This window comes from Mesorhizobium sp. B2-4-18, assembly GCF_006441385.1.
GTDB lineage: Bacteria > Pseudomonadota > Alphaproteobacteria > Rhizobiales > Rhizobiaceae > Mesorhizobium > Mesorhizobium australicum.
In genome coordinates, this window is the sequence record NZ_VFUW01000004.1 from 442,647 (window position 1) to 468,456 (window position 25,810).

The 25,810-nt window shown below is 62.1% G+C and carries 26 protein-coding genes; 15 read left to right on the forward strand and 11 right to left on the reverse strand.

Translation table 11 applies throughout. From position 1 onward, the window contains the following. The first annotated feature begins 157 nt into the window (after positions 1-157). The 6 genes from FJ527_RS12860 (at position 158) to FJ527_RS12890 (ending at position 6,763) form a co-directional block, all read left to right on the forward strand. Positions 158-1,156 (forward strand): YihY/virulence factor BrkB family protein, encoded by a 999-nt coding sequence (locus FJ527_RS12860; RefSeq protein WP_140713737.1) that lies wholly within the window; start codon positions 158-160, stop codon positions 1,154-1,156. Positions 1,157-1,280: 124 nt separating this feature from the next. Next, positions 1,281-1,838 carry a DUF4142 domain-containing protein gene (locus FJ527_RS12865; protein ID WP_140713739.1) on the forward strand — a complete coding sequence of 186 codons (558 nt, stop codon included), beginning with the start codon at positions 1,281-1,283 and terminating at the stop codon, positions 1,836-1,838. A 310-nt stretch (positions 1,839-2,148) separates the two neighbouring features. Next, entirely contained in the window at positions 2,149-2,613 is a 465-nt protein-coding gene (locus tag FJ527_RS12875; protein ID WP_140713741.1) for a cupin domain-containing protein, read from the forward strand. Positions 2,614-2,696: 83 nt separating this feature from the next. Continuing rightward, the gene (locus FJ527_RS12880) at positions 2,697-3,089 is read left to right on the forward strand and encodes a RidA family protein (RefSeq protein ID WP_140713743.1); all 393 of its coding nucleotides are present in this window, start codon (positions 2,697-2,699) and stop codon (positions 3,087-3,089) included. A 105-nt stretch (positions 3,090-3,194) separates the two neighbouring features. After that, positions 3,195-6,305 carry an ATP-binding protein gene (locus FJ527_RS12885; protein WP_181166338.1) on the forward strand — a complete coding sequence of 1,037 codons (3,111 nt, stop codon included), beginning with the start codon at positions 3,195-3,197 and terminating at the stop codon, positions 6,303-6,305. A 14-nt stretch (positions 6,306-6,319) separates the two neighbouring features. Further along, positions 6,320-6,763 carry a hypothetical protein gene (locus FJ527_RS12890; protein ID WP_140713750.1) on the forward strand — a complete coding sequence of 148 codons (444 nt, stop codon included), beginning with the start codon at positions 6,320-6,322 and terminating at the stop codon, positions 6,761-6,763. Positions 6,764-6,780: 17 nt separating this feature from the next. On the opposite strand, the gene carB is transcribed toward FJ527_RS12890, so the two are convergent. The 4 genes from carB to FJ527_RS12915 all read right to left on the reverse strand — a co-directional run bounded on the left by carB (position 6,781) and on the right by FJ527_RS12915 (position 12,211). Further along, positions 6,781-10,272, reverse strand: a complete 3,492-nt coding sequence (gene carB, locus FJ527_RS12895) for a carbamoyl-phosphate synthase large subunit (protein WP_140713752.1) — start codon at positions 10,270-10,272, stop codon at positions 6,781-6,783. Between the two features lie 427 nt (positions 10,273-10,699). Beyond that, positions 10,700-11,533, reverse strand: coding sequence for an SH3 domain-containing protein (locus FJ527_RS12905; RefSeq protein ID WP_140713923.1), 834 nt, complete (start codon positions 11,531-11,533; stop codon positions 10,700-10,702). Beyond that, positions 11,530-11,757, reverse strand: a complete 228-nt coding sequence (locus FJ527_RS29580; protein ID WP_246677710.1) for a hypothetical protein — start codon at positions 11,755-11,757, stop codon at positions 11,530-11,532. The genes FJ527_RS12905 and FJ527_RS29580 overlap by 4 nt, the downstream gene beginning before the upstream one ends. 97 nt (positions 11,758-11,854) lie before the next feature. Next, positions 11,855-12,211 (reverse strand): helix-turn-helix transcriptional regulator, encoded by a 357-nt coding sequence (locus FJ527_RS12915; protein ID WP_140617775.1) that lies wholly within the window; start codon positions 12,209-12,211, stop codon positions 11,855-11,857. Between the two features lie 195 nt (positions 12,212-12,406). On the opposite strand from FJ527_RS12915, the gene FJ527_RS12920 reads away from it, so the two are divergent. Then, positions 12,407-13,585: an MFS transporter gene (locus tag FJ527_RS12920; RefSeq protein WP_015316192.1), complete on the forward strand. Its 1,179-nt coding sequence runs from the start codon at positions 12,407-12,409 to the stop codon at positions 13,583-13,585. Positions 13,586-13,630: 45 nt separating this feature from the next. Here the strand turns inward: FJ527_RS12920 and FJ527_RS12925 are convergent, their stop codons facing one another. Continuing rightward, positions 13,631-14,089: a MarR family winged helix-turn-helix transcriptional regulator gene (locus FJ527_RS12925; protein WP_015316193.1), complete on the reverse strand. Its 459-nt coding sequence runs from the start codon at positions 14,087-14,089 to the stop codon at positions 13,631-13,633. 273 nt (positions 14,090-14,362) lie between these two features. Here FJ527_RS12925 and FJ527_RS12930 point away from each other — a divergent pair, with 273 nt between their 5' ends. Beyond that, a complete protein-coding gene (locus FJ527_RS12930) occupies positions 14,363-15,154 on the forward strand; it encodes an SDR family oxidoreductase (protein WP_140823261.1) in 792 nt (263 codons plus the stop codon). A gap of 20 nt (positions 15,155-15,174) precedes the next feature. On the opposite strand, the gene FJ527_RS12935 is transcribed toward FJ527_RS12930, so the two are convergent. Continuing rightward, a complete protein-coding gene (locus FJ527_RS12935) occupies positions 15,175-15,774 on the reverse strand; it encodes a LysE family translocator (protein ID WP_140823262.1) in 600 nt (199 codons plus the stop codon). 96 nt (positions 15,775-15,870) lie between these two features. On the opposite strand from FJ527_RS12935, the gene FJ527_RS12940 reads away from it, so the two are divergent. Further along, positions 15,871-16,740 (forward strand): LysR substrate-binding domain-containing protein, encoded by an 870-nt coding sequence (locus tag FJ527_RS12940; protein WP_140823310.1) that lies wholly within the window; start codon positions 15,871-15,873, stop codon positions 16,738-16,740. A gap of 9 nt (positions 16,741-16,749) precedes the next feature. Here FJ527_RS12940 and FJ527_RS12945 read toward each other — a convergent pair whose 3' ends face one another. The 3 genes from FJ527_RS12945 to FJ527_RS12955 all read right to left on the reverse strand — a co-directional run bounded on the left by FJ527_RS12945 (position 16,750) and on the right by FJ527_RS12955 (position 19,766). Then, positions 16,750-17,400, reverse strand: coding sequence for a dihydrofolate reductase family protein (locus FJ527_RS12945; RefSeq protein WP_140665015.1), 651 nt, complete (start codon positions 17,398-17,400; stop codon positions 16,750-16,752). Positions 17,401-17,511: 111 nt separating this feature from the next. After that, positions 17,512-18,348: a protein-L-isoaspartate O-methyltransferase gene (locus tag FJ527_RS12950; RefSeq protein WP_140823263.1), complete on the reverse strand. Its 837-nt coding sequence runs from the start codon at positions 18,346-18,348 to the stop codon at positions 17,512-17,514. Between the two features lie 53 nt (positions 18,349-18,401). Further along, positions 18,402-19,766: an Nramp family divalent metal transporter gene (locus FJ527_RS12955; RefSeq protein ID WP_140617781.1), complete on the reverse strand. Its 1,365-nt coding sequence runs from the start codon at positions 19,764-19,766 to the stop codon at positions 18,402-18,404. A gap of 233 nt (positions 19,767-19,999) precedes the next feature. Between FJ527_RS12955 and mntR the strand changes: the two genes are divergently transcribed. From mntR to FJ527_RS29590, 4 genes are all read left to right on the forward strand, one after another. Continuing rightward, entirely contained in the window at positions 20,000-20,449 is a 450-nt protein-coding gene (mntR, locus tag FJ527_RS12960) for a manganese-binding transcriptional regulator MntR (RefSeq protein WP_015316200.1), read from the forward strand. A gap of 104 nt (positions 20,450-20,553) precedes the next feature. After that, positions 20,554-20,742: a hypothetical protein gene (locus FJ527_RS12965; protein ID WP_140823264.1), complete on the forward strand. Its 189-nt coding sequence runs from the start codon at positions 20,554-20,556 to the stop codon at positions 20,740-20,742. Between the two features lie 26 nt (positions 20,743-20,768). Beyond that, a complete protein-coding gene (locus FJ527_RS29585) occupies positions 20,769-21,134 on the forward strand; it encodes an alpha/beta fold hydrolase (RefSeq protein WP_246677711.1) in 366 nt (121 codons plus the stop codon). Next, positions 21,125-21,601, forward strand: coding sequence for an alpha/beta hydrolase (locus FJ527_RS29590; RefSeq protein ID WP_246677712.1), 477 nt, complete (start codon positions 21,125-21,127; stop codon positions 21,599-21,601). The genes FJ527_RS29585 and FJ527_RS29590 overlap by 10 nt, the downstream gene beginning before the upstream one ends. Here FJ527_RS29590 and FJ527_RS12975 read toward each other — a convergent pair. Further along, positions 21,598-21,924, reverse strand: coding sequence for a hypothetical protein (locus tag FJ527_RS12975; protein WP_224622957.1), 327 nt, complete (start codon positions 21,922-21,924; stop codon positions 21,598-21,600). The genes FJ527_RS29590 and FJ527_RS12975 overlap by 4 nt on opposite strands. Before the next feature lie 192 nt (positions 21,925-22,116). Here FJ527_RS12975 and FJ527_RS12980 point away from each other — a divergent pair, with 192 nt between their 5' ends. Continuing rightward, the gene (locus FJ527_RS12980; RefSeq protein WP_140721869.1) at positions 22,117-23,040 is read left to right on the forward strand and encodes a neutral zinc metallopeptidase; all 924 of its coding nucleotides are present in this window, start codon (positions 22,117-22,119) and stop codon (positions 23,038-23,040) included. 156 nt (positions 23,041-23,196) lie between these two features. Further along, a complete protein-coding gene (locus FJ527_RS12985) occupies positions 23,197-24,462 on the forward strand; it encodes a TCR/Tet family MFS transporter (protein WP_140823265.1) in 1,266 nt (421 codons plus the stop codon). Positions 24,463-24,495: 33 nt separating this feature from the next. On the opposite strand, the gene carA is transcribed toward FJ527_RS12985, so the two are convergent. Beyond that, entirely contained in the window at positions 24,496-25,701 is a 1,206-nt protein-coding gene (gene carA, locus FJ527_RS12990) for a glutamine-hydrolyzing carbamoyl-phosphate synthase small subunit (RefSeq protein WP_140823266.1), read from the reverse strand. Positions 25,702-25,810: the final 109 nt, after the last annotated feature.

A 25,810-nucleotide genomic window follows, 5' to 3' on the forward strand; every position in this document is an offset into this window, starting at 1 on the left:
GAGGCAGGCGGGCTCGTCGGGGGATGCCTTGTGTTTGACCCGTGTTCTTGATCCGCGCTTCACGTGGCTGCTGGAACTCTCGCTCAAGTCGGCCGGAACATCGGAAGATCCGCTGCATTGATAGGAGACGGTTTGCGACCCGCTTCACGGATTAGACGTGCGCCCTGCAGTTAAAGACGTATGGGACTTGGTGCGAGAAAGCGTGGTTGGCTTTGTCAACGACAATGCCCTTAGCCATGGCGCGGCAATGGCGTTTTATGCCGCCACGTCGCTAGCCCCGGTCCTGATAATCGTCGTCGCGATAGCCGGCATCGCTTTTGGTCATGACGCGGCACAGTTGGCCTTGTCTGCTCAGATATCGGGGCTGATGGGCCGGGAAAGCGCGGCGCTGCTTCAGACGGCGCTCGAAGGGGCATCCAGCAAATCATCGGGGACCCTGGCAGCCCTGATCGGCGTGGCCACTCTGCTCGTCACCGCCTCCGCGGTGTTTGGCGAGATGCAGCAGGCCCTGAATGCAATATGGAAGGTTGAAGCGAAAGGAGATTCGCTGTCGCGTCTCTTGCGCGCGCGTGCGGCAAGTCTGGGCCTGGTCGCCGCCCTCGGCTTCATGTTGCTGGTATCCCTGGCGGCGAGCGCGGCGATCTCGGCTCTGGGCAGCGTGATCAGCGCTTATCTGCCGTTCGGCCAATTTGTTCTGAGCGCCATCAACACCCTGATTTCCTTTTCCCTGATCTCCGTGATGTTTGCCGCGATCTACAAAGTGCTGCCGGACCGTGCCTTGCAATGGCGGGATGTCGGGATCGGTGCCGTGGTGACCGCCGCTCTGTTCACGTTGGGAAAGTCGCTTATCGGCTGGTATATCGGCACGAGTGCGATCGCGTCGTCCTATGGTGCGGCCGGAGGGCTGCTCGTCATACTGCTCTGGGTCTATTATTCATCGGAAATCTTTCTGCTCGGTGCGGAGTTGACGCGCGCCTATTCCGTTCGACGGGGGAGCAGGTCCGACCTGGACGGGTTGGTTCAAAATGCTCCGGCTCCGGAAAGCCTTGGTCCAATGCACCGAAGCCCCGGCTCTTCGGGCTTCGTCCCCTTGTTGGCGGTGGCGTGCGTGAGCGCGACGATGACAGCCTTTCTGCTGGGGCCTCGTCGTCCGTAGATCCTGCCGCGGTCGCAAGGCTGCTTTCCCTTCTACGGCGCGACGGGAAGGGACACGGCTGGCAACCTCGCCGCATCTGCGGCGTTGGACTCCTCGAGGGAACCATTCCGATCGGAGACGCCAGATGAAAATGCTCCTGACCATGGCCGCCGTCGCGCTGACCGCCGTCGCGCCCGCCGCCCTTGCCCAGACGAACGGCACCAACTCGAACGCGGTCGCGCCCATGTTGCCCGACAGCAAGGTCGACACCCCGACCTTTGTCGGCACCGTGCCCAGCGCCAATGAATTCGAGATCCAGTCGAGCCAGCTCGCCGAACAGAAATCCGCCTCGGCGGACGTCAAGGCCTTCGCCGGCCAGATGATCAAGGACCACACCAAGGCCGGCGAGGACTTCAAGCAGGCGCTGAGCAAGGGGCAGACCACCGCCTCGATCAAGCCCGCCGGACCCGCGCTGCAGCCCAAGGACCAGCAGATGCTGGACCAGCTGAAAGCCGCCAGCGGCAAGGCGTTCGATGAGAAATACGTCATGATGCAGACTGAGGCCCACAAGCAGGCGGTCGCGCTGTTCAGCACCTATGCGAAATCGGGCGACGACCCCGCGCTGAAGGAATTCGCCAAGAAGACGCTGCCGACGCTGAAGATGCACGAGAAGCACGTGAAGGAGCTCGGCGCGGCGCATTAGGGCTGGGCGGTGGCTAGGGCGAGAACGGTTCGAGATCCGCGCTCTACGGCGCCCCCCTCTGTCCTGCCGGACATCTCCCCCTCAAGTGGGGAGATTGGCGGCTTCGGCGCCGGCTCTCTTCCTGGCGCTGTTGAAAATTGGCGAAAGCAGCGACAACAGCCAATCTCCCCCCTTGGGGGGAGATTGTCCGGCAGGACAGAGGGGGGCGCCGTAGGGCGCTACGTCGCATACGCCCAGGCAAAACGCGCAACTTGGCCCTGTGCCTCCACCCGCCATGCGCTACACTGCCGCCTCACCTCGGGAGCATCCCATGCCCAAGATCGATCTCGCATCCGTGCCCGAGCGCAAGGGCTCGGGCTACCCCGCACCCTTCGACGCCCCTTGCGCCGACCGTACGCGCCGGCGCCTCGGCGATGCCGGCGGGCTTACCGATTTCGGCGTCAACCTGATGACATTGCCACCCGGCGGCTGGTCGAGCCAGCGTCACTGGCACAGCCACGAGGACGAGTTCGTCCATGTGCTGGAAGGCGAACTGGTGCTGGTCGAGGATGGCGGCGAGACGCTGCTCAAGGCCGGTGACAGTGCTGCCTTCGCCAAGAACAGCGGCAACGGCCATCACATGATCAACCGCGCGTCGGTCACGGCGCGCTACCTGGAAGTCGGCTCGCGCTCTCCGGACGATGTCATCACCTGCTCCGACATCGACATGATGAGCCCGAGTTCGGACGGGCGCTTCCTGCACAAGGACGGCATGCCGTATCCGGGGCAGGGATAGGGCTCCGGCTCTGAACCGAGGGTTTGCCACTGGCGTTCCGCCAGTGCCGGGATAAGCTCCTTGCCAACCCAGGGAGCATCACCATGAAGAAACAAGTCATCGAAGTGCCTGTGATGTCGGACAAGGTGCGCGCACTCGGCCTGCCCTGCTCGACGGCGGTGAAGGCCAATGGCTTCGTGTTCATCTCGGCGACGCCGCCGGTGGACATGGTGACCGGCGAGATGGTGCGCGGCGACATCGAAACGCAGACCGAGGCGTCGCTCAAGGCGCTGAAACACTGCCTGGAAGCGGCCGGCACCTCGCTGGATGACGTCGTGATGGTGCGCATCTATGCCGTCAATTCCGGCTTCTACAACGCCATCAACCGGGTTTATGCGCGGTATTTCAGCATGAACCCGCCGGCGCGGAGTTTTGTGCCGGTGGCGTCCTGGCCGATGGAGTTTGATATCGAGATCGAGTGTGTGGCTGTGGCTTGAGGGAACCGGACCTATGGTCATGGATTGATCTGCATGAAGCTCCCTCACGTCTTCCTTAGAAGCCAAAATCATTGTACATGTCATCAAGTTCTTAGGGGGAAGACAATGACCGAAATCTCGTTCACGGAAGCGGAATTGCACGCGCTAGAAGCAACTAAACTTCCAGCGTTTCCAGTAAATATACATCAAATTAGGTCTACCATTCAGAAGATACTTTCAGAATGGAAATCCCTTGGTTTCTTTCATCAATATACAGACCACAGTTTTTCTCATGTTGTCGATATGCTGAAAACTGTCGAGTGGGTGATCCCGGACGAAACAAAGTCTCACATGACGCCGGCCGATTGGTTTATGATCGTGCTGTCGGTTTATTTTCACGATCTCGGCCTTTTGATTAGTCAAGATGAATATAAAAATCGGGCGAAAAATCCCGACTATAAGACCTTTCTGGCCAACCCGGTTTTGCCCTCAGAGAAGCATAAGGAATTTGTTGCTCGACTTGAGCAGATGAAACAAGAAGATGCTGATCGCCTACGCTATCAAGAGTTTGTTCGATACAGCCATGGAAAAAGGGTTCGCGCCTGGCTTGATGGCACAATTATGGACGATGACAATTCGTCTTCGACTATTCGTAAGATCATTGAGGATTTGATTAAACCTCTGGATTACACGGTAAGGCGTGACCTGGCTCTTATCTGCGAAAGTCATACTCTCGCAAATATAGATGACACATCTGTTTTTAAAATATCTCAGCCGTATGGTAGTGCCGATGAGACGGTTAATCTCCAATATTGTGCTGTCATCCTGCGTACAGTCGATTTACTCCAAATTACCAGGCAACGAGCCCCGGGGGTACTATATCAACTAATAAACCCTAATGACCCGATTAGTCAGGTCGAATGGCAAAAACAGGGGGCTGTGCGCACTGTACGTGCCGCGCTCGGTAGGGACCGGGAAGGGCATGTGAGTAAGTCAGTGCAATCCGATACCATAGAAGTGCATGCAACTTTTAAAGAGCCCGATGGCTTCTTTGGACTCACAAGCTATTTATTCTACGCCGAAAAGGAGCTTAATCAATCCTATGCAGCGATTCAAAAATCGAGCCGAGATGTTGTTAGTCCATACATTTTTCCGTGGCGTCACATAAATACGGACAGCATTGATACAGAAGGATTCCTGACTGATTCGTTCGAGTTTGAGCTTGATCAACATAAAATACTCGATCTCCTAACTGGACACACGCTATACAACGATACCACAGTTGTTCTAAGGGAACTTACCCAAAATGCATTAGATGCAGTTCGGCTTCAGGCGAACATTGACGAAGTCGAATCCGAAAAGCGCGGAGTTGTGGAAATTGTTTGGAGCGACGCAGAGCGCTCTTTGACGGTATTGGATAACGGGACTGGCATGTCGCAGGAGGTAATAGAGAGCCATCTGCTGAAGGTTGGGTCTTCTCGTTATCAAGATGCAAAATTCAAAGAGAAGTTCCCAGATTTTCACTCCATAAGTCGCTTTGGTATTGGAGTACTTTCGGCTTTTATGGTTTCCGACGATGTCGAGATTACGACATGTAGCGATGACGAGGAGAAGGCAAGAAGAATTGCACTCAGGTCTGTCCATGGAAAGTATCTAATAAAATTACTTGATAAGGTTTCCAATCGGGATCAGTTACCTATGTATCCTCATGGCACTGCTGTGAAGATAATTCTGCGACCTACAGCACGTATTGGGGAAGTGTTGCGAGTGGCAAAATCGTGGTTGATGTTTCCGCGGTGTATAGTGAGGGTAAAAATCAATGATGACGACCCTGTTGTTATCGGCTATCAATCCCCAAAGGAGGCGATCCAGTCGTACTTGGATTCTTCGTCTCGTCAACGCCCTCGATACAAACGAGAAGTGGAAGTAAAGGAATTTACTGAGGCGGGTGTTACGCTGGCATTTGCGGTCGCTAAGGACGAATTATTTCAGGATTGGAGTTTCGTCGATGTGCCACGCGAGAGGGGGCCTGTTGATGACGATGAAGTTCCTGCTCCAATCGCTACTTGCATCGAAGGTGTGGCGGTCGAGCACAGCACGCCAGGATTTAGGGCTCCGATTATCCTTGCGGTAGCAAACTCCGTCGGGAAAGGGGCGCCCCGCACGAACGTTGCACGCTCGGCATTTGAAGAAACGGCCGAGCAAAGGCAGATGTTGCAGACCATTTACGAGATGTATGCCCGCCATATCTCTGATGAGATTAAGCGACTTTCTGCGAGTGACAGTCACTCCCTTTCGCGAGCCGTTGGAGTCGCACCTTACATCGCGACTCCTTTGATTGGGCAAATAGTTCCTGCTTCTAAGCCGGCGCTCCTTTCTGAATCAATGTCGAAGGTCCCGCTTGTGCTTGTTGAGGATTCTAGCGGTAGATCAAATATTACGATGACTGATCTCTCTGGATCGAGAGAGTTTTGGACGGTCGAATCCCCTCTATACAAATCTATAGAGTATTTTGTTAAGGAAGCTCCGTTGAACGTGACTACATCGAAGATCTTGGCTACGCTTGGCAATAAAAGTGGCGTCCATCACTCTGGAATAACTGTGTGTAATCTTAATTCATCTGCTTATGTTGAGGAAAATATTAAAGCCTCTTTTGAAATTTCTGAAATTGTGGCTTCTCAGGAAGCTAGACAACTGGAGCTTCGGTGGGTGAAGCGGGAAGGCAATCCAAATTGGCTTTCAACTGTTACGGTTTTTGATCAGATCGCTCAGCGGGAAATAAAGTTCTGGCATATGCTGCGGGAGGCTCGTGAACGGCTACGCACGACTAGGGCTGCGAGTGGTGATAGACTCAATGTACCCGGCCCGTCAGTTCAGGCGCGGGGACTGGGTGTAGCGGGCAGCTTTGTATCAAATCGGGAGAGGTATTTGGTACCAGGGGTTCCTCTAGCCAATTTGCTGTTTTCAATGGGTACATCAGGTGACTTAGCGGATCTTCGTTCATTGGCCGCGAATCTTTTGGTTATAGAATTGCTGCGGAGCTTCCGCTGGACCTGGGATGTCTTTAGCGAGGATCTGCTTGATAGGGCTATTAGTCAGGCCGGGTTCGAGTGGCTGAAGAATTATATGAAGGATTCGCAGTCGTTCGTTCTCGCATTGCGGGACACTAACTCGACTATATTTGATCCATTCGCGTGGGACCGCAGAGACTCATCGATCGAAGCATTTGGCTACTGAGGATAGGTTACACCATGAGGGAAAATCCGTATCTCTTAGAGCGGTATAAATATGTCCTGGATCAAAAGAAAGAGCTCAACAAGACCACATTTCTAATCGGAGCCTTTTATCAAGCGGTTTTGGCGGTCATATTTGCCGCACAATTTCAGGTGGTGCGAAGTGTCTCTGACCATAGTCTGAGTAGCGATATTGCTAAGCTTGGCACTTGGGGCCTTTTCTGGTGCGCCGCAGCGGTATCGGCGATTTGTGTCATGACGCTGGTTGCTGGACTATTTGCTTGGCTGAATTATCGATCTGATGAGGCAGAGATAGAGGCAGTTGTATTTGGTAAGGCACGAAAGCCAATTGGAGTCATGGATGCGTTTCGATGGTATGAGTCTTACATAATAATTGGTATATTGTTGGTCGTGCTATCCTACGCCATAGTTATATACAAGATAATTATTCCGTTATTCTAATGAACGTGGATGTGCCCCTAAGCAAAATACTCCTGCAGCGGCCTGACCTCCAGGCTCCCGGCCTTCAGCGCCGCGATCGCCTCTGCCACAGCCGCGGCGCCTGACAGCGTCGTGTAATACGGCACCTTCTGCATCAGCGTCGCCCGCCGCAGCGACTTCGAGTCCGACACCGCCTTCTGGCCATCGGTCGTGTTGAAGACGATCTGGACCTGGCGGTTGCGGATGGCGTCCTCGATGTGAGGGCGGCCTTCCAGGACCTTGTTGATTTTCTGGGCGTCGACGCCGTTTTCGGCGAGGAAGCGTTGCGTGCCCGAGGTGGCCAGCACCTTGAAGCCGAGGCCGGCGAGGCGCTTGACCGCCGGCAGGATGCCTTTCTTGTCCTCGTCGCGCACCGAGACGAACAGCGTGCCGGAGCGCGGCAGGTCGACGCCGGCGCCGAGCTGGCTCTTGGCGAAGGCGAGCGCGAAATCGCGGTCGAGGCCCATGACCTCGCCGGTGGAACGCATTTCCGGGCCGAGCAATATGTCGACGCCGGGGAAGCGGGCGAAGGGGAAGACGGCTTCCTTGACCGCGATATGGCCGGGGTTCCTGGGGTCGGGCATGGCGCCGTAATGGGCGAAGGCGTCTTCCAGCGTCTCGCCGGCCATGATGCGGGCGGCGATTTTCGCGATCGGGCGGCCGATGGTCTTGGCGACGAAGGGCACGGTGCGCGACGCGCGCGGGTTGACCTCCAGCACATAGACCGTGCCGTCCTTGATCGCGTATTGCACGTTCATCAGTCCGCCGACATTGAGCGCGCGGGCGAGCGCCGCCGTCTGCCGCTCCAGCTCGTCGACGAGGTCCGAGGGCAGCGAGTGAACCGGCAGCGAGCAGGCACTGTCGCCCGAATGGATGCCGGCTTCCTCGATATGTTCGAGAATGCCCGACACGAAGGTCGCCTTGCCGTCGCAGAGGCAGTCGACATCGACCTCGATGGCGCCGGAGAGATAGGTGTCGAACAGCAGCGGGTTCTTGCCCAGCAGCGTGTTGATCTGGCCGGTCTTGTCGTTGGGGTATTTCTGCTTGATGTCCTCAGGCACCAGGCCGGGCACGGTGTCGAGCAAATAGGACTGCAGCATGCCCTCGTCATGGATGATCTGCATGGCGCGGCCGCCGAGCACATAGGAGGGGCGCACCACCAGCGGGAAGCCGAGCTCGCCGGCGACGAGGCGGGCCTGCTCGACCGAATAGGCGATGCCGTTCTTCGGCTGGCTGAGGTTCAGCTTGTGCAGCAGCTTCTGGAAGCGGTCGCGGTCTTCGGCGAGATCGATCATGTCGGGCGAGGTGCCGAGGATCGGAATGCCTGCCTTCTCCAGCGCGTCGGCCAGCTTCAGCGGCGTCTGGCCGCCGAACTGGACGATGACGCCGACCAGCTCGCCCGAGGCCTGCTCGGCGCGCAGGATCTCCAGCACGTCCTCCGCCGTCAGCGGCTCGAAATAGAGCCGGTCCGAGGTGTCGTAGTCGGTCGAGACCGTCTCGGGGTTGCAGTTGATCATGATCGCTTCATAGCCGGCGTCCCGCAGCGCGAAGGCGGCGTGGCAGCAGCAATAGTCGAACTCGATGCCCTGGCCGATACGGTTCGGGCCGCCGCCGAGGATGACGACCTTCTTGCGCGCCGAGACCTGCGCCTCGTTGGCGAGCGCGCCGGCGAAGGGCACTTCGTAGGTCGAGTACATGTAGGCGGTGGGCGAGGCGAACTCGGCGGCGCAGGTGTCGATGCGCTTGTAAACCGGATGAACGTCGAGCTTTTCACGAATCTTCTGAACGACTTCAGCGTCGGTCTTCGTCAGCGACGCGAGGCGGGCGTCGGAGAAGCCCATCGCCTTCAGCATACGCAGATTGACGGCGTCGCCGGGAATGCCGTGCTCGCGGATGCGGGCTTCCATGGCGACGATGCCGGCGATCTGTTCGAGGAACCAGGGGTCGATCTTGCACATGGCGTGCACGTCTTCCAGCGAGGTGCCCATGCGGATCGCCTGCGCCACCATGCGCAGCCGGTCGGGCGTCGGCGTGCCCAAGGCGGCGCGGATGGCGTTGCGGTCATCGGCACTGTTGGTCGCGCCGAGGCCGGGGATCTCGATCTCGTCCAGGCCGGTGAGGCCGGTTTCGAGACCGCGCAGCGCCTTCTGCAAAGACTCCTGGAAGGTGCGGCCGATGGCCATGACTTCGCCGACCGACTTCATGGCCGTGGTCAGCACCGGCTCGGCGCCGGGGAACTTTTCAAACGCAAAGCGCGGGATCTTGGTCACGACATAGTCGATGCTCGGCTCGAACGAGGCGGGCGTGGCGCCGCCGGTGATGTCGTTCTCCAACTCGTCCAGCGTGTAGCCGACGGCAAGCTTGGCGGCGATCTTGGCGATCGGGAAGCCAGTCGCCTTGGAGGCGAGCGCGGACGAGCGCGAGACGCGCGGGTTCATCTCGATGACGACGAGACGGCCATCGGCCGGGTTGACGGCGAACTGCACGTTGGAGCCGCCGGTCTCGACGCCGATCTCGCGCAGCACCGCGATCGAGGCGTTGCGCATCATCTGGTATTCCTTGTCGGTCAAGGTCAGCGCCGGGGCGACGGTGATGCTGTCGCCCGTGTGCACGCCCATCGGGTCGATGTTCTCGATCGAGCAGACGATGATGCAATTGTCCGCTCTGTCGCGGACGACCTCCATCTCATACTCCTTCCAGCCGAGCACGCTCTCCTCGATCAGCACTTCGGTGGTCGGCGAGGCGTCGAGGCCGGACTGGACGATGTCGTAGAATTCGGCCCTGTTGTAGGCGATGCCACCGCCGGTGCCGCCCATGGTGAAGGACGGGCGGATGATGGCCGGCAGACCGACATGGTCGAGGGCCTGGGCGGCGATCGCCATGCCGTGGCTGATGTAGCGCTGCTTGCGGTCGCCTTCGCCGAGGTTCCAGCGGGTTTCCAGCGCATCGAGTTCGGCGTCGAGATTGTCGGGCTTCTCGGCCTTCAGCGCGGCGCGCTCGGCCTCATGCGTCTTGCGGTCGGCGTTCTTGACGTCGGTGGCGTTGGCCAGCATCGACTTCGGTGTTTCCAACCCGATCGTCTTCATCGCCTCGCGAAACAGCGCGCGGTCCTCGGCCTTGTCGATGGCATGGGCGTCGGCGCCGATCATCTCGACATTGTAGCGCTCGAGCACGCCCATGCGGCGCAGCGACAAAGCGGTGTTGAGCGCGGTCTGGCCGCCCATGGTCGGCAGCAGCGCGTCGGGCCGCTCCTTGGCGATGATCTTGGCGACCACTTCGGGGGTGATCGGCTCGATATAGGTGGCGTCGGCCAGTTCCGGGTCGGTCATGATGGTGGCCGGGTTGGAATTGACCAGGATGACGCGAAAGCCCTCTTCCTTCAGCGCCTTGCAGGCCTGGGTGCCGGAATAGTCGAATTCGCAGGCCTGGCCGATGACGATGGGGCCGGCCCCGATGATCAGGATCGACTTGATGTCGGTGCGTCTGGGCATGTCTATGAATTCCGTTCGGCAGCGGGCTTGCACAAAAAACCGGGACGGGAAGACCCGGCCGGTTGTGCTCGCGATTCTGGTATCAGGCTAGGAGGGCCTTATAGGGAAGAGTTTTGCCCGATGTAACCCCGAAAATGCGGGATTGGGCGGGGCTGCACAGGCTGGGCGCGCGCGTTGGGTTTGAATGGGTATCTTGCAGTGCGTTGGCGCTGCCCCTCACCTGCCTGCCGGCATCCTCTCCCCGTATAGCGACGGGGAGAGGGGTGCTGCCGTCGCCGGTGTCGCCAATCACCGCTGTTGCAAGAAGAGCGCAAGGTTGCGGCCAGCATCTTTCTCCCCGTCATTATACGGAGAGAAATGCCCGGCAGGGCAATGAGGGCGGCGCAAACCCCAGCAATCAGGCAGCCACGGCAAAAGTCGCCGAACTCTAATCCCCCAGCACCACCGTGTCCGTGATCTCGAACCGCTCCGACACGCCGATGCGGATCATGTTGAGTTTGCCTTCCCGGGTGAAGCGGAACTCGCTGCCGGCGTCCGAGCTTGCCGGCAGGCCGGCAGCGAAGGAGATGACGCGGCTGCCGCCATCGGGCCAGGTCACGGTCACGTCGGCCTTGTCCGTGCCCTTGCGCGTCACGCTCGCCGCGCAAGGCGCCATGGGCTGTCCAACGTAGCGGGCGCAGGGAATTTGCAGGCCGGCATCGCCGGCCGTGGCCCCGGTTGGCTCTTCGGCCGCGGGTCCGTTTTCAGCCGCAGCCAGCGCCAGGCCATAGGCATCCTGCATGGCGATCTCCGCCGCGGATTTCGGCGGGGCTTCGGGGCTGGCTGGTTGGTTCGCATCACCCAGCCGAGCGGTCAGGTCGGGTGCATCGGGCGTCGCGGCGGCGTCGGTGGCCATGGCGGGCGTATCCGCGGCCTCGTCGGGCACGGTCGCCGGATTGACGGGAACGAGGTAGCGCGCGGGAGCCCAGCCGGTGGCTTTGGGATTGTCAGACTCGATCTTGCACCAGGGATGACCGTCAATGTCGTTGCAGCCGAGGTTCCGTACGCTCGCACCGGCCGCCAGGCGGGCCTCGGTCTTGCCGATCGCCGACGGCTTGGCGCGCACATTGAGCAGGTCGTCGGGGGCGAGCCCGGTGACAACGGAGATAAAGGGACCTTCTTCCGCATGGGCCGGGACAACAGCCGGCCACGCCGCCATCAGCAGCGGAACCGCAACCAGCGCATGCAAACCTGTTCGGAGCGTAACTGTGCGCCTCATCATCTGGCCGTGCGCCGATACTCGAAATTCCATGCCGCGGCCATCTTGCCGCACGTTAGGCCGATTCTATAAGGGACGACGCGCCGCCATGTAAGCCGGAAATTGAGGCTAATCATAACGGCGGACTGGCCCGCCGCCTCGTGGTCGTACTCGACGGCGATCGTCTCGAAGCGATCCGGCTGGCCGGCGCCGCCCAAGGTGATGATGCCGTCGCGGGCTAAGCGCATTTTCGAGGGGGCTCCACAGGCTGGCGAAGGACTGGTCGAAAGGGCGACCCTGACAGGGACATGATTTCCTCCCGCTTAGCGAGGGAAAGGAAATGTGTCAGGCCGACACTTCGATGTCGTGGCCGCCGACGGCCGGCAGGGCGGCGTCGTCCGCGGCCGCGGCGATGACGCTGTCGAGCAGGCCGGGGAAGCGGGCGTCGAGATCGGCGCGGCGCAGCGTGATCATGCGGTTGGTGCCGACCACTTCGGCGCGGGTGACACCGGCCTCACGCAGCTTGGCGAGGTGGTAGCTCAGATTGGTCTTGGAGCCGAGATCGAGGAAGCGGCTGCAGTTCAGCGGCACGCCTTCCTTGCTGGCGAGATAGCGCACGATCGCAAGCCGCGTCGGGTCGCCGAGCACGCCGAGCACAATGGGCAGGCTGATCTGGTCCGTATTGGGGTGTGGCAAGGTCATGGCTGGAACCTAAGCACAGTTCGGGCCGATTTCAACGCGTCGATCCTGCCCGGTCCATACACACTGTTTCTCCACTTCATGGCCGTCCTGACACAGGGCTGTCAGCATGGTTATGCTATTTTTGCCTGGCTTCATTGACATGATGCCCTTTTATGTCCAATTGTTCAATAACTTTTGAACTAAGGACGCTTTCCCATGGACAAGAGAATTTTCTGGCTTGCGCTCGGATCGTTTGCGATCTCGACCGAAGGCTTCGTCATCTCCAGCCTCCTGCCCGATATCGCCAGGGATGCCGGCATCTCGGTGCCGCTCGCCGGCTCGCTGATCACCGCTTTCGCGCTCGCCTATGCCGTGGGCACGCCGATCCTGGCGACGCTGACCGGCGAATGGGACCGGCGCCGCGTGATCCTGTGGACACTGGTGTTCTTCGTCGTCGGCAATGTCGTCGCCGCCCTGAGCTCATCCTTCGAAGTGCTGCTCGTCGCACGCATCATCATGGCGCTGTCGTCGGGCCTGTTCGCGGCGACCGCGCAAGGCACGGCGGTGGCGCTGGTGGACGATCATCACCGCGCCCGTGCCATCGCCGTCGTCGTCGGCGGCACCACGGTGGCCGTCGCTGTCGGTGCACCGCTTGGCGCGCTTGTCGCGGCCATCGCCGGCTGGCGCGGCACCTTCTATGCCATTGCCGGCCTTGGCGCGCTGTCCGGCGCCATCCTGTGGTACCGCCTGCCGCGCGGCATCATCGGCACCAGGCTGCCGCTGAAGCGCCGGCTGGCGGCCGCCATGCGTCCCGGCGTGATGCCGATCCTGGTGACGACATTGCTGGCGCTGGTCGGTGCCTTCACCGTCTTTGCCTATGTCGCGCCGCTTGCCATCGAGGGCGGCGGGCTGAGCGAGATCGCGCTGCCCGGCATGCTGCTCGCCTTCGGCGTCGGCGCCGTCATCGGCAACATTGCCGGCGGCCAGGCGGCCGACCGTTTCGGCGCCACGCGCACCGTCGGCTGGTCGCTGGCGTTGAGTGCCGCCATGCTGATCATGCTGTCGGTCATCCCGACCTTCCTGCCGCAGCACATTGCCGGACCGGCGCTGATGGCGATGATGGTGCCGTGGGGCATCGTCGGCTGGGCGTTCCCGCCGGCGCAGGCCAGCCGCATCATCAAGCTGGCGCCGGACGCCGCCCCGATCGTGCTGTCGCTCAATGGTTCGGCGCTCTATCTCGGCGTGGCGGTGGGCGCGGTGGTCGGTGGTGGCGTGCTGCGCTACGGCGCGCCCGCCGATCTCGGTCTGGTCGCGGCGGTGTTTCCGATCGTCGGGCTCGGCATTGTGCTGGCGGGGCGGGTGTTTGCCCGGGCCGTCACCATGCCGGCGGAATAAGGCCGGCTCCGAGGCTTGCATCCTTGTTTTTTCGCGGCCGCTTCTTCAGCTGGAAGGAGTGGCCGCGGGCAATTCCAGCTTCAACGCAGCCACTTCATCGAGCGTGGCCCGCAGTTTCGCGGCCTGCTCCGCGCCGATCATGGCCTCGAATTGCCGCTGGGCGACGCTCCATAGCTTGATCGCCTCGTCGAGCTTGGCCTGTCCTGATGACGTCAGCCGTACGCGCTTGACGCGGCGATCGTCCTTGTCGGGGAAGGTTTCGACATAGCCGTCGCGGACCAGGGGCTTCAGCGTGTGGCCGAGCGCCGACAGATCCATGATCAGCGCCTCGGCAATGGCTCCCATCGCCGGCTCGCTGCCGACACTGATCTGGAACAGCAGGCCGAACTGCGTGCCCTTCAGGCCGGAAGGCGCCAGCGCGTCGTCGTAGAACCGGCCGAGCCTGCGTGCGGTGCGCCGCAAGGTGGCATTGTTGCAACGGCTAAATCCGTCAGCTTCACTCATGGTCGCTCCTTGTGGAGCATCTCCGGCGAAACGCATCGCGTCCAATGCTCTCTCTTGTCACGCAATTCCGGACGCAAAACCGCTGGGCACTTGCTGGAATTGTCTGGCAGGTGCGCCAGCCTGCCGCAGAAATAGTTTTCGCCGCCGCCGTTGACAAGATGGTGGCGTATACCTATTTCGCGGAAAGTGGCATATACCACTAATTCGGATAGCAGCCTTGCCGGCCGATATTTATCCACCGGGGCCGAGCCAGCGAACACAAGGAACGTGACAATGAGCAAGAATGACAAGGGCACGGCGGTCGTCACCGGCGCTTCATCGGGGATCGGCGCCGTCTATGCGGATCGACTGGCGGGGCAGGGCTACGACCTGGTGCTGGTGGCGCGCCGTGCCGACCGGCTGCAGGCGCTGGCCGAGAAGTTGCGCCATGACCACGGCCACAACGTGAGCGTGATCAGCGCCGATCTGTCCGACGACGGCGATGTGCGCCGTGTCGAGCAGTCGATATCAGCCGACGAAACCGTGACGCTGCTGGTCAACAATGCCGGCCTTGGCGGTCAGGCAGTGGTGGCAACCGCCGACGCCGACGCGGCCGAGCGCATGATCAAGGTCAATGTCGTGGCGCTGACCCGGCTGACGCGTGCCGTGCTGCCTGGGCTCCTGGCGCGCAACCGGGGCGGAATCGTCAACATCGCCTCGGTCCTGGCCTTCGACACCTCGTTCGGCGGCATCTACAGCGGCACCAAGGCCTATGTCGTCAACTTCACCGAAGCCCTGCATCGCGAGGTCGCGGGCACCGGAGTGACGGTGCAGGTGGTGCTGCCGGGCGCGACCCGGACCGATTTCTGGGAGCTTTCCGGCGGTGATATCGACCAGCTGCCGAAGGAGATCGTCATGACCGCCGACGACATGGTCGACGCCGCCCTTGTCGGCCTGGCCAGGGGCGAGGCCGTCACCGTGCCGGCGCTTGCCGACACGGGAAAGCTGGACACATTCCTAGGCGCCCGCCAGGCCTTCTATGGCAGCCTGCATGCCGACAAGCCGGCCCCGCGCTACGCGGCTTAGGCTGACGTGGCGGCCGGCCGTCAGGCCGTCCGCCACATCGGGATGATCGAAGCGGCGAGCACCAGCGCGAGCACGATGTTGAGCGCGCGCCATTGCCACTCGGTCTTGAGCAGCCGCGCCAGCACCATGCCCGCCACGCACCAGACGGACAGCGAGATGGCGGCGGTGAGGCCGAAGGTCGAGCCGAGCAGCAAAGCGAGTTGTCCCGGACCGTCGGCAAGCGCGGCGAAGGAGGCCGCGGCGCCCAGGCCCATCGCCCAGCCCTTGGGGTTCATCCACTGGATTCCGGCGCCGCCCAGGAAACTGTTGGGTTTGGCCATGGCGACATCGAGGTTGGGTGGGCCGGCGCGGCCGATCTTGATTGCCAGCCAGACGAGGTAGAGCGAGCCGGCGATCTTCATGGCAAGCTGCAGCGACGGCATGGCAAGCAGCAGCCCGGCAAGTCCGGCGGCCGCCGCCCCCGTCACGGTCGCGAGGCCGGCGGCACTGCCGATCATCAAGGGAACCGAGCGGCGAAAGCCGAACTGCGCACCCGAAGCGGTCGACAATGTTGTGGCGATGCCCGGCGTGGCGGTGGCCACGAAGGCAAACAGGATGAGCGGCAGGATCGGCTGGAGCATGGAGCGTCCTTTGTCGGAGGCTTCATGGTAGACTGAGCGTGGCATCAGTAAATGCAATGTTTGCGATGATGATCATTAGCATTTATAATGCCGCTCATGATCCGAAATCTCGATACCAGTCTCATGCGCACCTTCGTCACTGTCGCCGACAAGGCCAGCATGACGGCGGCGGCCAACGCGCTGCACCTGACGCAGGGCGCGGTCAGCCAGCAGGTCAAGCGGCTGGAAGAAACGCTCGGCTGTGGGCTGTTCGAGCGCGACCGGCGCGGTCTGCGCCTGACCCATTCCGGCGAGCGGCTGTTCGACAAGGCAAGGCGGCTGCTCAGCCTCAATGACGAGATCTGGACCGAGATGGTGGGGAGCGCTGTCGCCGGACAGGTGCGTCTCGGCGTTCCCTACGACCTTGTCGGCACCTTGCTGGCCCCCGTCCTGAAAGCCTATGCCGAGGCCTATCCGCAGGTCGAGATATCGCTGGTCTGCGCGTCCTCGCCGGAACTGGCGGCGGCACTCGCGGCCGGAACCATCGACCTTGCGGTAATCGAGGAGCCGGTAGGCCCGACGTCGGGCGAATGCTTGGCAATCGACCGGCTGGTCTGGGTTGGCGCAAGGGGTGGGGTGGCTCGCGCCAAGCGGCCATTGCCCGTCTCGATCGTTGCCGACACCTGCGCCTTCCGGCCGGTGGTGCTGGCGGCACTCAACGAGCATGGGCTGGAATGGCGCAGCGTGTTCGAAAACGGCAACATCGACGCGACGACCGCGACGGTGCGTTCCGACCTCGCCGTCACCACATGGCTCGCTGCCACCGTGCCAGCCGATCTCGACATATTGCCGTTCGACACCGGCCTGCCGCCGCTGCCGAATTTTGCCATCAACCTGCACCTGCCGAGGCATGGCGTGAGCACGGCGGCGCAGGAATTCGCACGGCATATACGCGATGGGCTGGCGCGGCGATCGCAGGCTGCTTGATGCCCGAATTTACTTCCAGTTCTTGCGCCGCTCGAGTTCGGCCGGGGATGGCTCGCCCGTGACAAAGGAGCCGACCTTGATTTCGCCCGCGCGCTCATAGGTCGCGATGATGACGCCGGTGGTCGAAGTCTGCGATTTGACAAGCTTGAAAGCGGCCGGCATCGCGGCCTCGCCGAACAGCCGCTTGCCCTTGCCCAGCAACAGCGGGAAGATCATCAGCCGGATCTCGTCGATCAGCCCGTTGGCGAGCAGGGTCTGAATGAGATCGCCAGATCCCTGGATGAGCAGGTCAGGTCCATCTTCCTGCTTGAGGCGACGCAAAGCCGTGATGATATCGGGCCCAAGCGCGTGCGTGTTCTGCCAGGTCAAAGTATCCGGCCGATGCGTCGCCACGTACTTGGTCGCGGGGTTGAACGCATCCGCGATCGGATCTTTCTGGTAGGGCCAGTACGCGGCGAAGATGTCGTAGGTTCTGCGGCCGAGCAGCAGGGCGAAGGGTTTGGAGAACAATTCCTCCATTGCCGCGCCTCCCACCTCGTCAAAATAGTGGAACGTCCAGCCGCCGAATTCGAAGCCGCCGACCGGATCCTCTTCCGGCCCGCCCGGCGCCTGCATGACGCCATCGAGGCTGACGAAGGTCGCGGCGATGATCTTTCTCATTGTGTTCTCCCTTGCTTGTGTCCACGCCATCGCGGCCGGACTTCAACCCAAGGACGGAGCAACCGCGCCCGTCCCGACAAAGGCCGCGAGATTTGGTCCGCCCTCGATAGATCAGCCGCGGACGCGAACGGCTTTCGACGAGAACCAGACATGCTCGAAGATCGCCGTGGCGGTGCGGTCCGGCTGCCTGTCCTCGACCAGCCAGATCGAGCGGCTGCGCGTGGCCTGCTCGCGTGTCGGGATCTTCGCCGCAAGATCCGCGAGCGAGGCGCCGAAGCATGGGATGAACCAGGCACGCATGAACGGATCGCAGGCAAAGCCCTTTTCGGTGCGGGTCACCAGCATCGCCAGCGGGACGCGCTCGGCGGGACGCCAGGGGAAGATCATGCGGCCGCCGGGGCGCAACGCTTTCAGCCATCCGGCGGGAGGGGCAACGACACCGGCATTGACATAGATGATGTCGGATGGCGGCAGCGGCGACGTCACGGCATCGCCATGGACAATGGTCGCATTGCCGTAGGTTTCGAGATTCTTGCGCGCCAACCCGGCCAGGTTTTCGTCGATCTCGAAGGCGGTGATGGTGCCGCATGGCGAAACCAGTTTGGCCAGCAAAGCCGTGTAGTAACCGCTGCCGGCGCCGATATGCGTGATGGCCTCACCAGGCTTTGGTGCGAGTTTTCCGATCCACATGGCGTGCAGGAAGGGCTCGCCATTGTTGATGCCCTTGTCGGTATCGAGCGCTACCAGGACGTTCTGGCAGATGTGGGCCGGATCGGCGCTTGGCGTGGTGACCGTGCCGTTGCCGGTGATGACCGTCCATGGGCCGGGGCCGAGGAAGGCCTCGCGCGGTACGCTGGCGAACACCTCTTCCAGGCGCGGGTCCGATGAGGCGGCGTTGACCGCCATCAGCCGCGCGTAGAATGTCCGGATATCTTCGAGGTCGCTCATGGCATCGGGAAAATAGCGCGATCCGGCGGTTTGTCCCGTGATTAAACGGAACTTCAGCCAACCCCGAACATGGTGTCGTAGAGCAGCTTGAAATTGAGCACCAGGATGATTGCCGCGACCACCCAGGCCAGTGCGGCGACGCCGCGCGGGATGGCGAGATTGCCCATCTTCTTCTTGTCGGACACGAACTGCACCAGCGGGACGACCGCGAAAGGCAGCTGCATGGACAACACCACCTGGCTGAAGACCAGCAACTGGCCAGTGCCCTTCTCGCCATAGAGCGCGGTGACGACCACCACCGGTATGATGGCGAGGCCGCGGGTCAGCAGGCGCCGCGCCCAGTTCGGGATGCGCAGGCGCAGAAAACCTTCCATGATGATCTGGCCGGCGAGCGTCGCCGTCACCGTCGAATTCAAGCCCGACGCCAGCAGTGCCACGGCAAACAGGATCGAGGCGATGCCGAGGCCAAGCAGCGGCGACAGCAGCTTGAAAGCCTGGTCGATCTCGGCGACATCCTGGTGGCCGGTTTCGTGGAAGGCGACGGCCGCGACGATCAGGATGGCGGCGTTGACGAACAGCGCCAGCATCAGGGCGATGGTGGAGTCCGTCGTCGCCCATTTGATGGCATCTCGTTTTCCGGCCTCCGTGCGCTCATAGGCGCGGGTCTGCACGATCGAGGAATGCAGGTAGAGATTGTGCGGCATCACCGTTGCGCCGATGATGCCGATGGCGATGTAGAGCATCGCTGGATCGGTGACGATTTCGGAGGACGGCACGAACATCGAATGCAGGATCGTGCCGGCCGGCGGAGCGGCAACGAAGATCTGGATGGCAAAGCAGCTGAAGATGATGACCAAAAGCGCGACGACGAAGGCTTCGAGATAGCGGAACCCCTTGTTCATCAGGAGCAGAACCAGGAAAGCGTCGAGCGCGGTGAGCATGGCGCCGCCGATCAGCGGGATGCCGAACAAAAGCTGCAGCGCGATCGCGGTGCCGATCACCTCGGCGAGGTCGCAGGCGATGATGGCGAGTTCGCAGGCGATCCACAGCACGAGATTGACGGGGCGCGGATAGTAGGCGCGGCAGGCCTGGGCGAGGTCGCGGCCGGTGGCGATGCCAAGGCGCGCGGCCAGCGCCTGCAGCAGGATCGCCATCAGGTTGGACAGCATGATGATGAACAAAAGCGTGTAGCCGAACTGCGCGCCGCCGGCGAGGTCGGTCGCCCAGTTGCCCGGGTCCATGTAGCCGACCGAGACCATGTAGCCGGGACCCATGAAGGCGAACAAGCGGCGGAACCAGACGCCTGATGTCGGCACCGCGATGGAGGAGTTGACCTCGCGCAGGCTGGGCTGATCGTCTTCATCCCGTCTGGCGAACCGCCATGCGGACCGGGAGGTTGTGACGTCTGCTTCTGACATGAAAAGGCTTTCCGCGACTTCCGGAGGATGCCCTCAAGGTATGCCATGGCTCAACATTATGCAATAGGCTATATTTCATTGTCGGTGCTTTTTAGCATGTCGCGCTGTGCGTGCGAGGATGACGCCCCCGGAGACGCCGGTTGCGCCTCTCTCGGAATGCAAATAAACGGCCTGAAGAATCAGAGCCCGTGCTATAAAAGCAGGGACGGCAAACTCCCGAGGAGGAGCGCGCATTGGCGCTGAAGAACAGACCGGTCCCGCGTGAGCCGTTGCTCGATGCCGATGTCCATTCGGAAGGGTTCCGGCAGACGCGCGAAGCGCGCCGCAGCGCGCTGGTCGAGGATTATGTCGAACTGATCGCCGACCTGATCGAGGACGGCAACGAGGCGCGCCAGGTCGACATCGCCGCGCGCCTCGGCGTCGCCCAACCGACGGTGGCCAAGATGCTGACGCGGCTATGCGCCGACGGGCTGGTGTCGCGAAAGCCCTATCGCGGCGTGTTCCTGACCGATGCCGGCCGCAAGGTCGCAGAGGAAAGCCGCATCCGCCACCAGACGGTCGAGGCCTTTCTGCGCTCGCTCGGCGTCAGCGCCGAGACGGCGCGCATCGATGCCGAGGGCATCGAACACCATGTCAGCGCCGAGACGCTGGAAGCGTTCCGCAAGGCGATGACGGCGCGCTGAAGCGCTTCATTGCCGCGTTTTCGACCATGTTAGCCGCTGGAACTGCCGGCGCTTATGCGCGTTCCCCTCTCATTGCGCGCCTATCGCGCGCCAGGGAGGAAGCAATGGGCATCGAGCAGGCACCGACCGCAAAAGGCAAGCAGGCAGCCACAGGATTGGAACAGGCGGCCGCCAGGGACGAGCGCAAGACCGAGGCCGAAACGGGACATCCGCTGAAGAAAGGCGCCGATCGTTTCGAGGAACGCTCGAAAAGCTCCGATGGCAAGAGCGCCGGTACCAAGCAGAAAGAGTAGGCGGCAGCAGCTCTGGACCGATGCGGATGACCATCGAGTGGCGCCCGCCTGAACGCTTTGTTTTTCAGGGACATTCGATCGCCTGGGGCGTCATGGGGGAAGGACCGCCCGCCGTCGTTCTCCACGGCACGCCATTCTACTCGGTCGAGTGGCGCCGCATCGCGCCATGGCTGGCGAAGCAGCGACGCGTCCACTATTTCGACATGCTTGGCTATGGCTGGTCGGACAAGCCGGACGGCGATGTGTCGCGTGGCATGCAGAAAGAGCTGTTCGCGGCGCTCTATGCCCACTGGAAGCTGGAACGGCCCGACGTGGTCGCGCATGATTTCGGCGGATCGACCGCTCTGCGCGGTCATCTGCTCAACGGTTGGAGTTCCGCTCGATGGTGCTGATCGATCCAGTGGCGATCAGCCCGCAAGGTTCGCCGCTGGTCCAGGCAGCCAGGCAGAACGAGAAGGTTTTTGCCGGGCTGCCCGCATATGTCCACGAAGCGATCTTGCGGGCCTACATCGATGGCGCGACGGACAATTCGTTGCGCACAGACGAGATGCAGGCCTATCTGCGTCCATGGCTTGGCGACGAGGGCCAGAAGGCGTTCTGGAGGCAAGTCGCGCAGGTGGACGACAAGTACACGGAGGAAGTGGAGTGGCGATATGGCGAGATTCGCTGTCCGGTCACCATCCTGTGGGGCGAAAATGACGATTGGATCCCGATAAAGGACGGCCGGGAGCTGGCGCGGCGCATTCCCGGTGCGACGTTTCAGACAGTCGCCGGCGCCAAGCATCTCGTCCAGGAAGACGCGCCGGAGGCGATCGCCGCAACGGTCCTCCAGTTCTGGCGGAGCCTGGAAGCCGGCTAGGGCGGTTCAGCGTTTGATAGAACCGCCGGACCGGCCCAATTTCCTTCGCTGGTCTTCGGCTCGTCTGATATCTCGCGCTTGACCGTGTCGCGCACGCTGGCCAGCGCCGGCACCGAAAACTGGCTGCTATTGTCGGCGTCGCGGGTGAGGCCGAGCGTGGGACCGAGCAAATGGCTGATCGACAGGCCGCCGCGCTCCAGCGCCTGCAACGTGGCCGGATCGGTGACGGCGACGCTGGGATCGAGCGTCACCGCGCCGGCATTCGCAAGCCCGAGGCACGGCAACGCCACCGGCATCGACAGGAAACACCTGATCGTCCTCAAGCCTGGAACCCCCTTCCAATGCCGGCGATGCGACAGGCCTTGCGGCGCTCCCGGCCAGTGCGGTGGAGCGGCCATGCGGCGCTGCCTGGCCACAAAAATGCTGTGACTTGGAGCAACCATTGCGATACTTGTTTGTTGGATTGAGCCGGCCCTGCCGGAGCAATGGGGAAGTTTGCAGCACGAGGAGTTGCCATGCTCTGGAGAGGCCGTCGTCAGAGTGACAATATCGAGGACGACCGCAGCGATGGCGGCGGCGGCGGGATCGGTGGTGGTGGCGGCCAGTTCCGCATTCCGATCGGTGGCCGCGCCGGTGGCGGCGGTAGCATATTCCTCGTCATCCTGGTGGTGCTGGCAGGATGGTATTTCGGCTTTGATCCCTCAACGATCCTGGGCGGTGGCGACGGTGGCCTGCTGCCAGGCGGCGGTGGCCAGATATCGGACAACAGCGGCGGCCAGGACAGCGCCGCAACGCCAGCCAATGACGAGATGAAGCAGTTCGTGGCGACCGTGCTCGCCGAGACGGAAGACACCTGGACCGGCATCTTCAAGTCGCAAGGCCTGACCTATGAGGACCCGAAGCTGGTGCTGTTTTCCGGCCAGGTCCGCTCCGCCTGCGGCTTTGCCTCGGCGGCGGCGGGACCGTTCTATTGTCCGGGCGACCACAAGGTCTATCTCGACATGACCTTCTTCCAGCAGCTCGACCAGCAGTTCGGCGCTTCCGGCGAGTTCGCCCGCGCCTATGTCATCGCGCATGAGGTCGGCCACCACGTGCAGAACCTCACCGGCATCATGGGGAAGTTCAACCAGATGCGGCAAGGCATGAGCGAAGCCGATGCCAACCAGCTGTCGGTGCGCATCGAGCTGCAGGCCGACTGCTTCGCCGGCGTGTGGGCGCATTACACCGGGCAGAAGGGCATATTGGAGCAGGGCGACTTCGAAAGCGCGCTGAACGCGGCCAAGCAGATTGGCGACGATACGCTGCAGAAGAAGATGCAGGGCTATGTCGTGCCGGAAAGCTTCAACCACGGCACCTCGCAGCAGCGGCAGACCTGGCTGACACGCGGATACAAGAGCGGCAAGCTTTCGGACTGCAACACGATGAGCGGCCCGCTCTAAGCAGCCGTTTTCGGACATGGACCTGGCGGCCAACGCGCCGTCAGGGGCTGTCAGGATCAAAGCTTCCTGCCTGTTCCCGCACTGTTCCTTTCCGCGGGCTCGCCTATAAGGTGCGTCCGCCCGCGGCCCCAGGCGGCCAGAGGAGCTTGACCCATCATGATCGATCCCAAAACCGCCAAGCGGGGCCTTGCGCTGGTTTTCACCACGCTGCTGCTCGATATCATCGGCTTCGGCATGATCATGCCGGTGCTGCCGGCCTTTCTCAGGGAATTGACCGGCGTCGGCATCAGCGAAGCGGCGATCGAGGGCGGCTGGCTGTTCTTCGTCTATGCGGCCATGCAGTTCTTCTTCGCGCCCATCATGGGCGGCCTGAGCGACCGGTTCGGGCGACGGCCGATCCTGCTCGCCTCGGTGCTGACCTTCTCCATCGACAATTTGATATGCGCCATCGCCTGGTCCTATCCGATGCTTTTCATCGGCCGCGTCCTAGCCGGCATTTCGGGCGCCAGCTATTCGACGACGTCGGCCTTCATCGCCGATATTTCGAACGACGAGAACCGGGCGAAGAATTTCGGCCTGCTCGGCATCGCCTTCGGCGTCGGCTTCGTCATCGGGCCGGTGCTGGGCGGATTGCTCGGTACGTTCGGGCCGCGCGTGCCGTTCTTTTTCGCCGCCGGGCTCGCCTTCGTGAACTTCCTCATCGCAATGTTCTTCCTGCCCGAAACGCTCGATGAAAAGCACCGCCGCCGCTTCGAGTGGAAACGCGCCAACCCGGTCGGCACGCTTCTGCAGATGCGCCAATATCAGGGCATCGGCTGGATTGGGCTGGTCTTCTTCCTGATGACGCTCGGCCACATGATGTATCCGGCGGTGTGGTCGTTCGTCTCCAACTACCGCTACGGCTGGAGCGAGCAGCAGATCGGCTTCTCGCTCGGCGCTTTCGGCCTGTGCGGCGCCATCATCATGGGCACGGTGCTGCCGCGCGTCATCCCCAGGCTCGGCGAGTGGAGGACGGCGGTCATCGGCCTGACGTTCACCGCGGCCAGCGCCTTCGGCTATGCCTTCGCCTCGCAAGGCTGGATGGTCTACGCGGTGATCGTCGTCGGCTGCCTGGAAGCGCTGGCCGATCCGCCGCTGAGAAGCCTCGCCGCAGCCAAGGTTCCCCCTTCGGCACAAGGCGAATTGCAAGGCGCGATGACCTCGATCTTCTCGATCACCTCGATCGTCACGCCGCTGCTCTATACCGCGATCTTTTCCTGGTTCACCGGCCCCAGCGCGCCCGTAACCTTCGGCGGCGCGCCCTATCTGGTCGGTGCATGCTTCCTGGTGCTGGCGGTCATCGTCTTCGTCACCAAGGTGGCTAGGCCGGCGACGGTCGCAAACGTCACGAACGATGTCGTGGAAGATGCAGCCCAGCTATAAGCCGGAGGCAAGTGAGGGGCGGCACGACGCCTCTCAGGCCCTTTCCGCCAGCAATTCCTCGCCGCGCTTTTCGCGGATGAGGTTGACGAAGCGGCGGAACAGGTAGTGCGAATCCTGCGGGCCGGGCGAAGCCTCGGGGTGATGCTGGACCGAGAACACCGGGCGGCCGGTCAACGCGACGCCGCAATTCGAGCCGTCGAACAGCGAGACATGGGTTTCCTCGACACCCGCGGGCAGCGAGTCGGCATCGACGGCAAAGCCGTGGTTCATCGAAACGATTTCGACCTTGCCGGTGGTGTGATCCTTGACCGGATGGTTGGCGCCGTGATGGCCCTGATGCATCTTGGCGGTTCTGCCGCCCAGCGCCAGCGCCAGCATCTGGTGGCCGAGGCAGATGCCGAACACCGGAATGTCGGTCTTGAGCAGGTCCTGGATGACCGGCACGGCATAGTCGCCGGTGGCTTCCGGGTCGCCGGGGCCGTTGGAGAGGAAAATGCCGTCGGGCCGCATGGCTAGGATTTCTTCCGAACCGGTGCTGGCCGGAACCACCGTCACCTTGGCGCCCAGACCGGCGAGCAGGCGCAATATGTTGCGCTTGACGCCGTAGTCGATGGCGACGACGTGCAGCGAAGGCTCGGCCTGTTCGCCAAAGCCTTCGTTCCACACCCAAGGCGTCTCGCGCCAGACAGAAGACTGGCCCGACGTGACCTCCTTGGCGAGATCGAGCCCGATCAGGCCCGACCATGCGGCGGCACGCCGCTTCAGGTCGTCGAGGTCGAAGACGCCGTCGGGCGCGTGCGCGATGACGGCATTGGGCATGCCCTTTTCGCGGATCAGCGCGGTGAGCGCGCGGGTATCGATGCCCGAGAGCGCGACGATGCCCCGCTTCTTCAGCCACTGGTCGAGATGGCCGGCGGCGCGGTAATTGGACGGGTTGGTGACATCGGCCTTGAACACGGCACCGACGGCGCCGGCACGAGCGGCCGGATTGAGGTCTTCGATGTCCTCGCCATTGGTGCCGATATTGCCGATATGCGGGAAGGTGAAGGTGACGATCTGGCCGGCATAGGACGGGTCGGTGAGGATTTCCTGGTAGCCGGTAAGTGCCGTGTTGAAGCAGACCTCGGCGACCGCCGAGCCGGTGGCGCCGAGGCCGCGACCCTCGATGACGGTGCCGTCGGCCAGCACCAGAAGGGCGGTCGGCTTTTCAGTGGCCCAGGCGGGCGTCATCTCGGCCATGGCGGCACTCCTATCAAGCCGCGCGCTTCCATAGCCCGGCGGGCGTTGGCGCGGCAAACGGCGCGAAGCGGCGAATTCGCGGCCTCCACGCACCCAAGCTTCAGTTCAT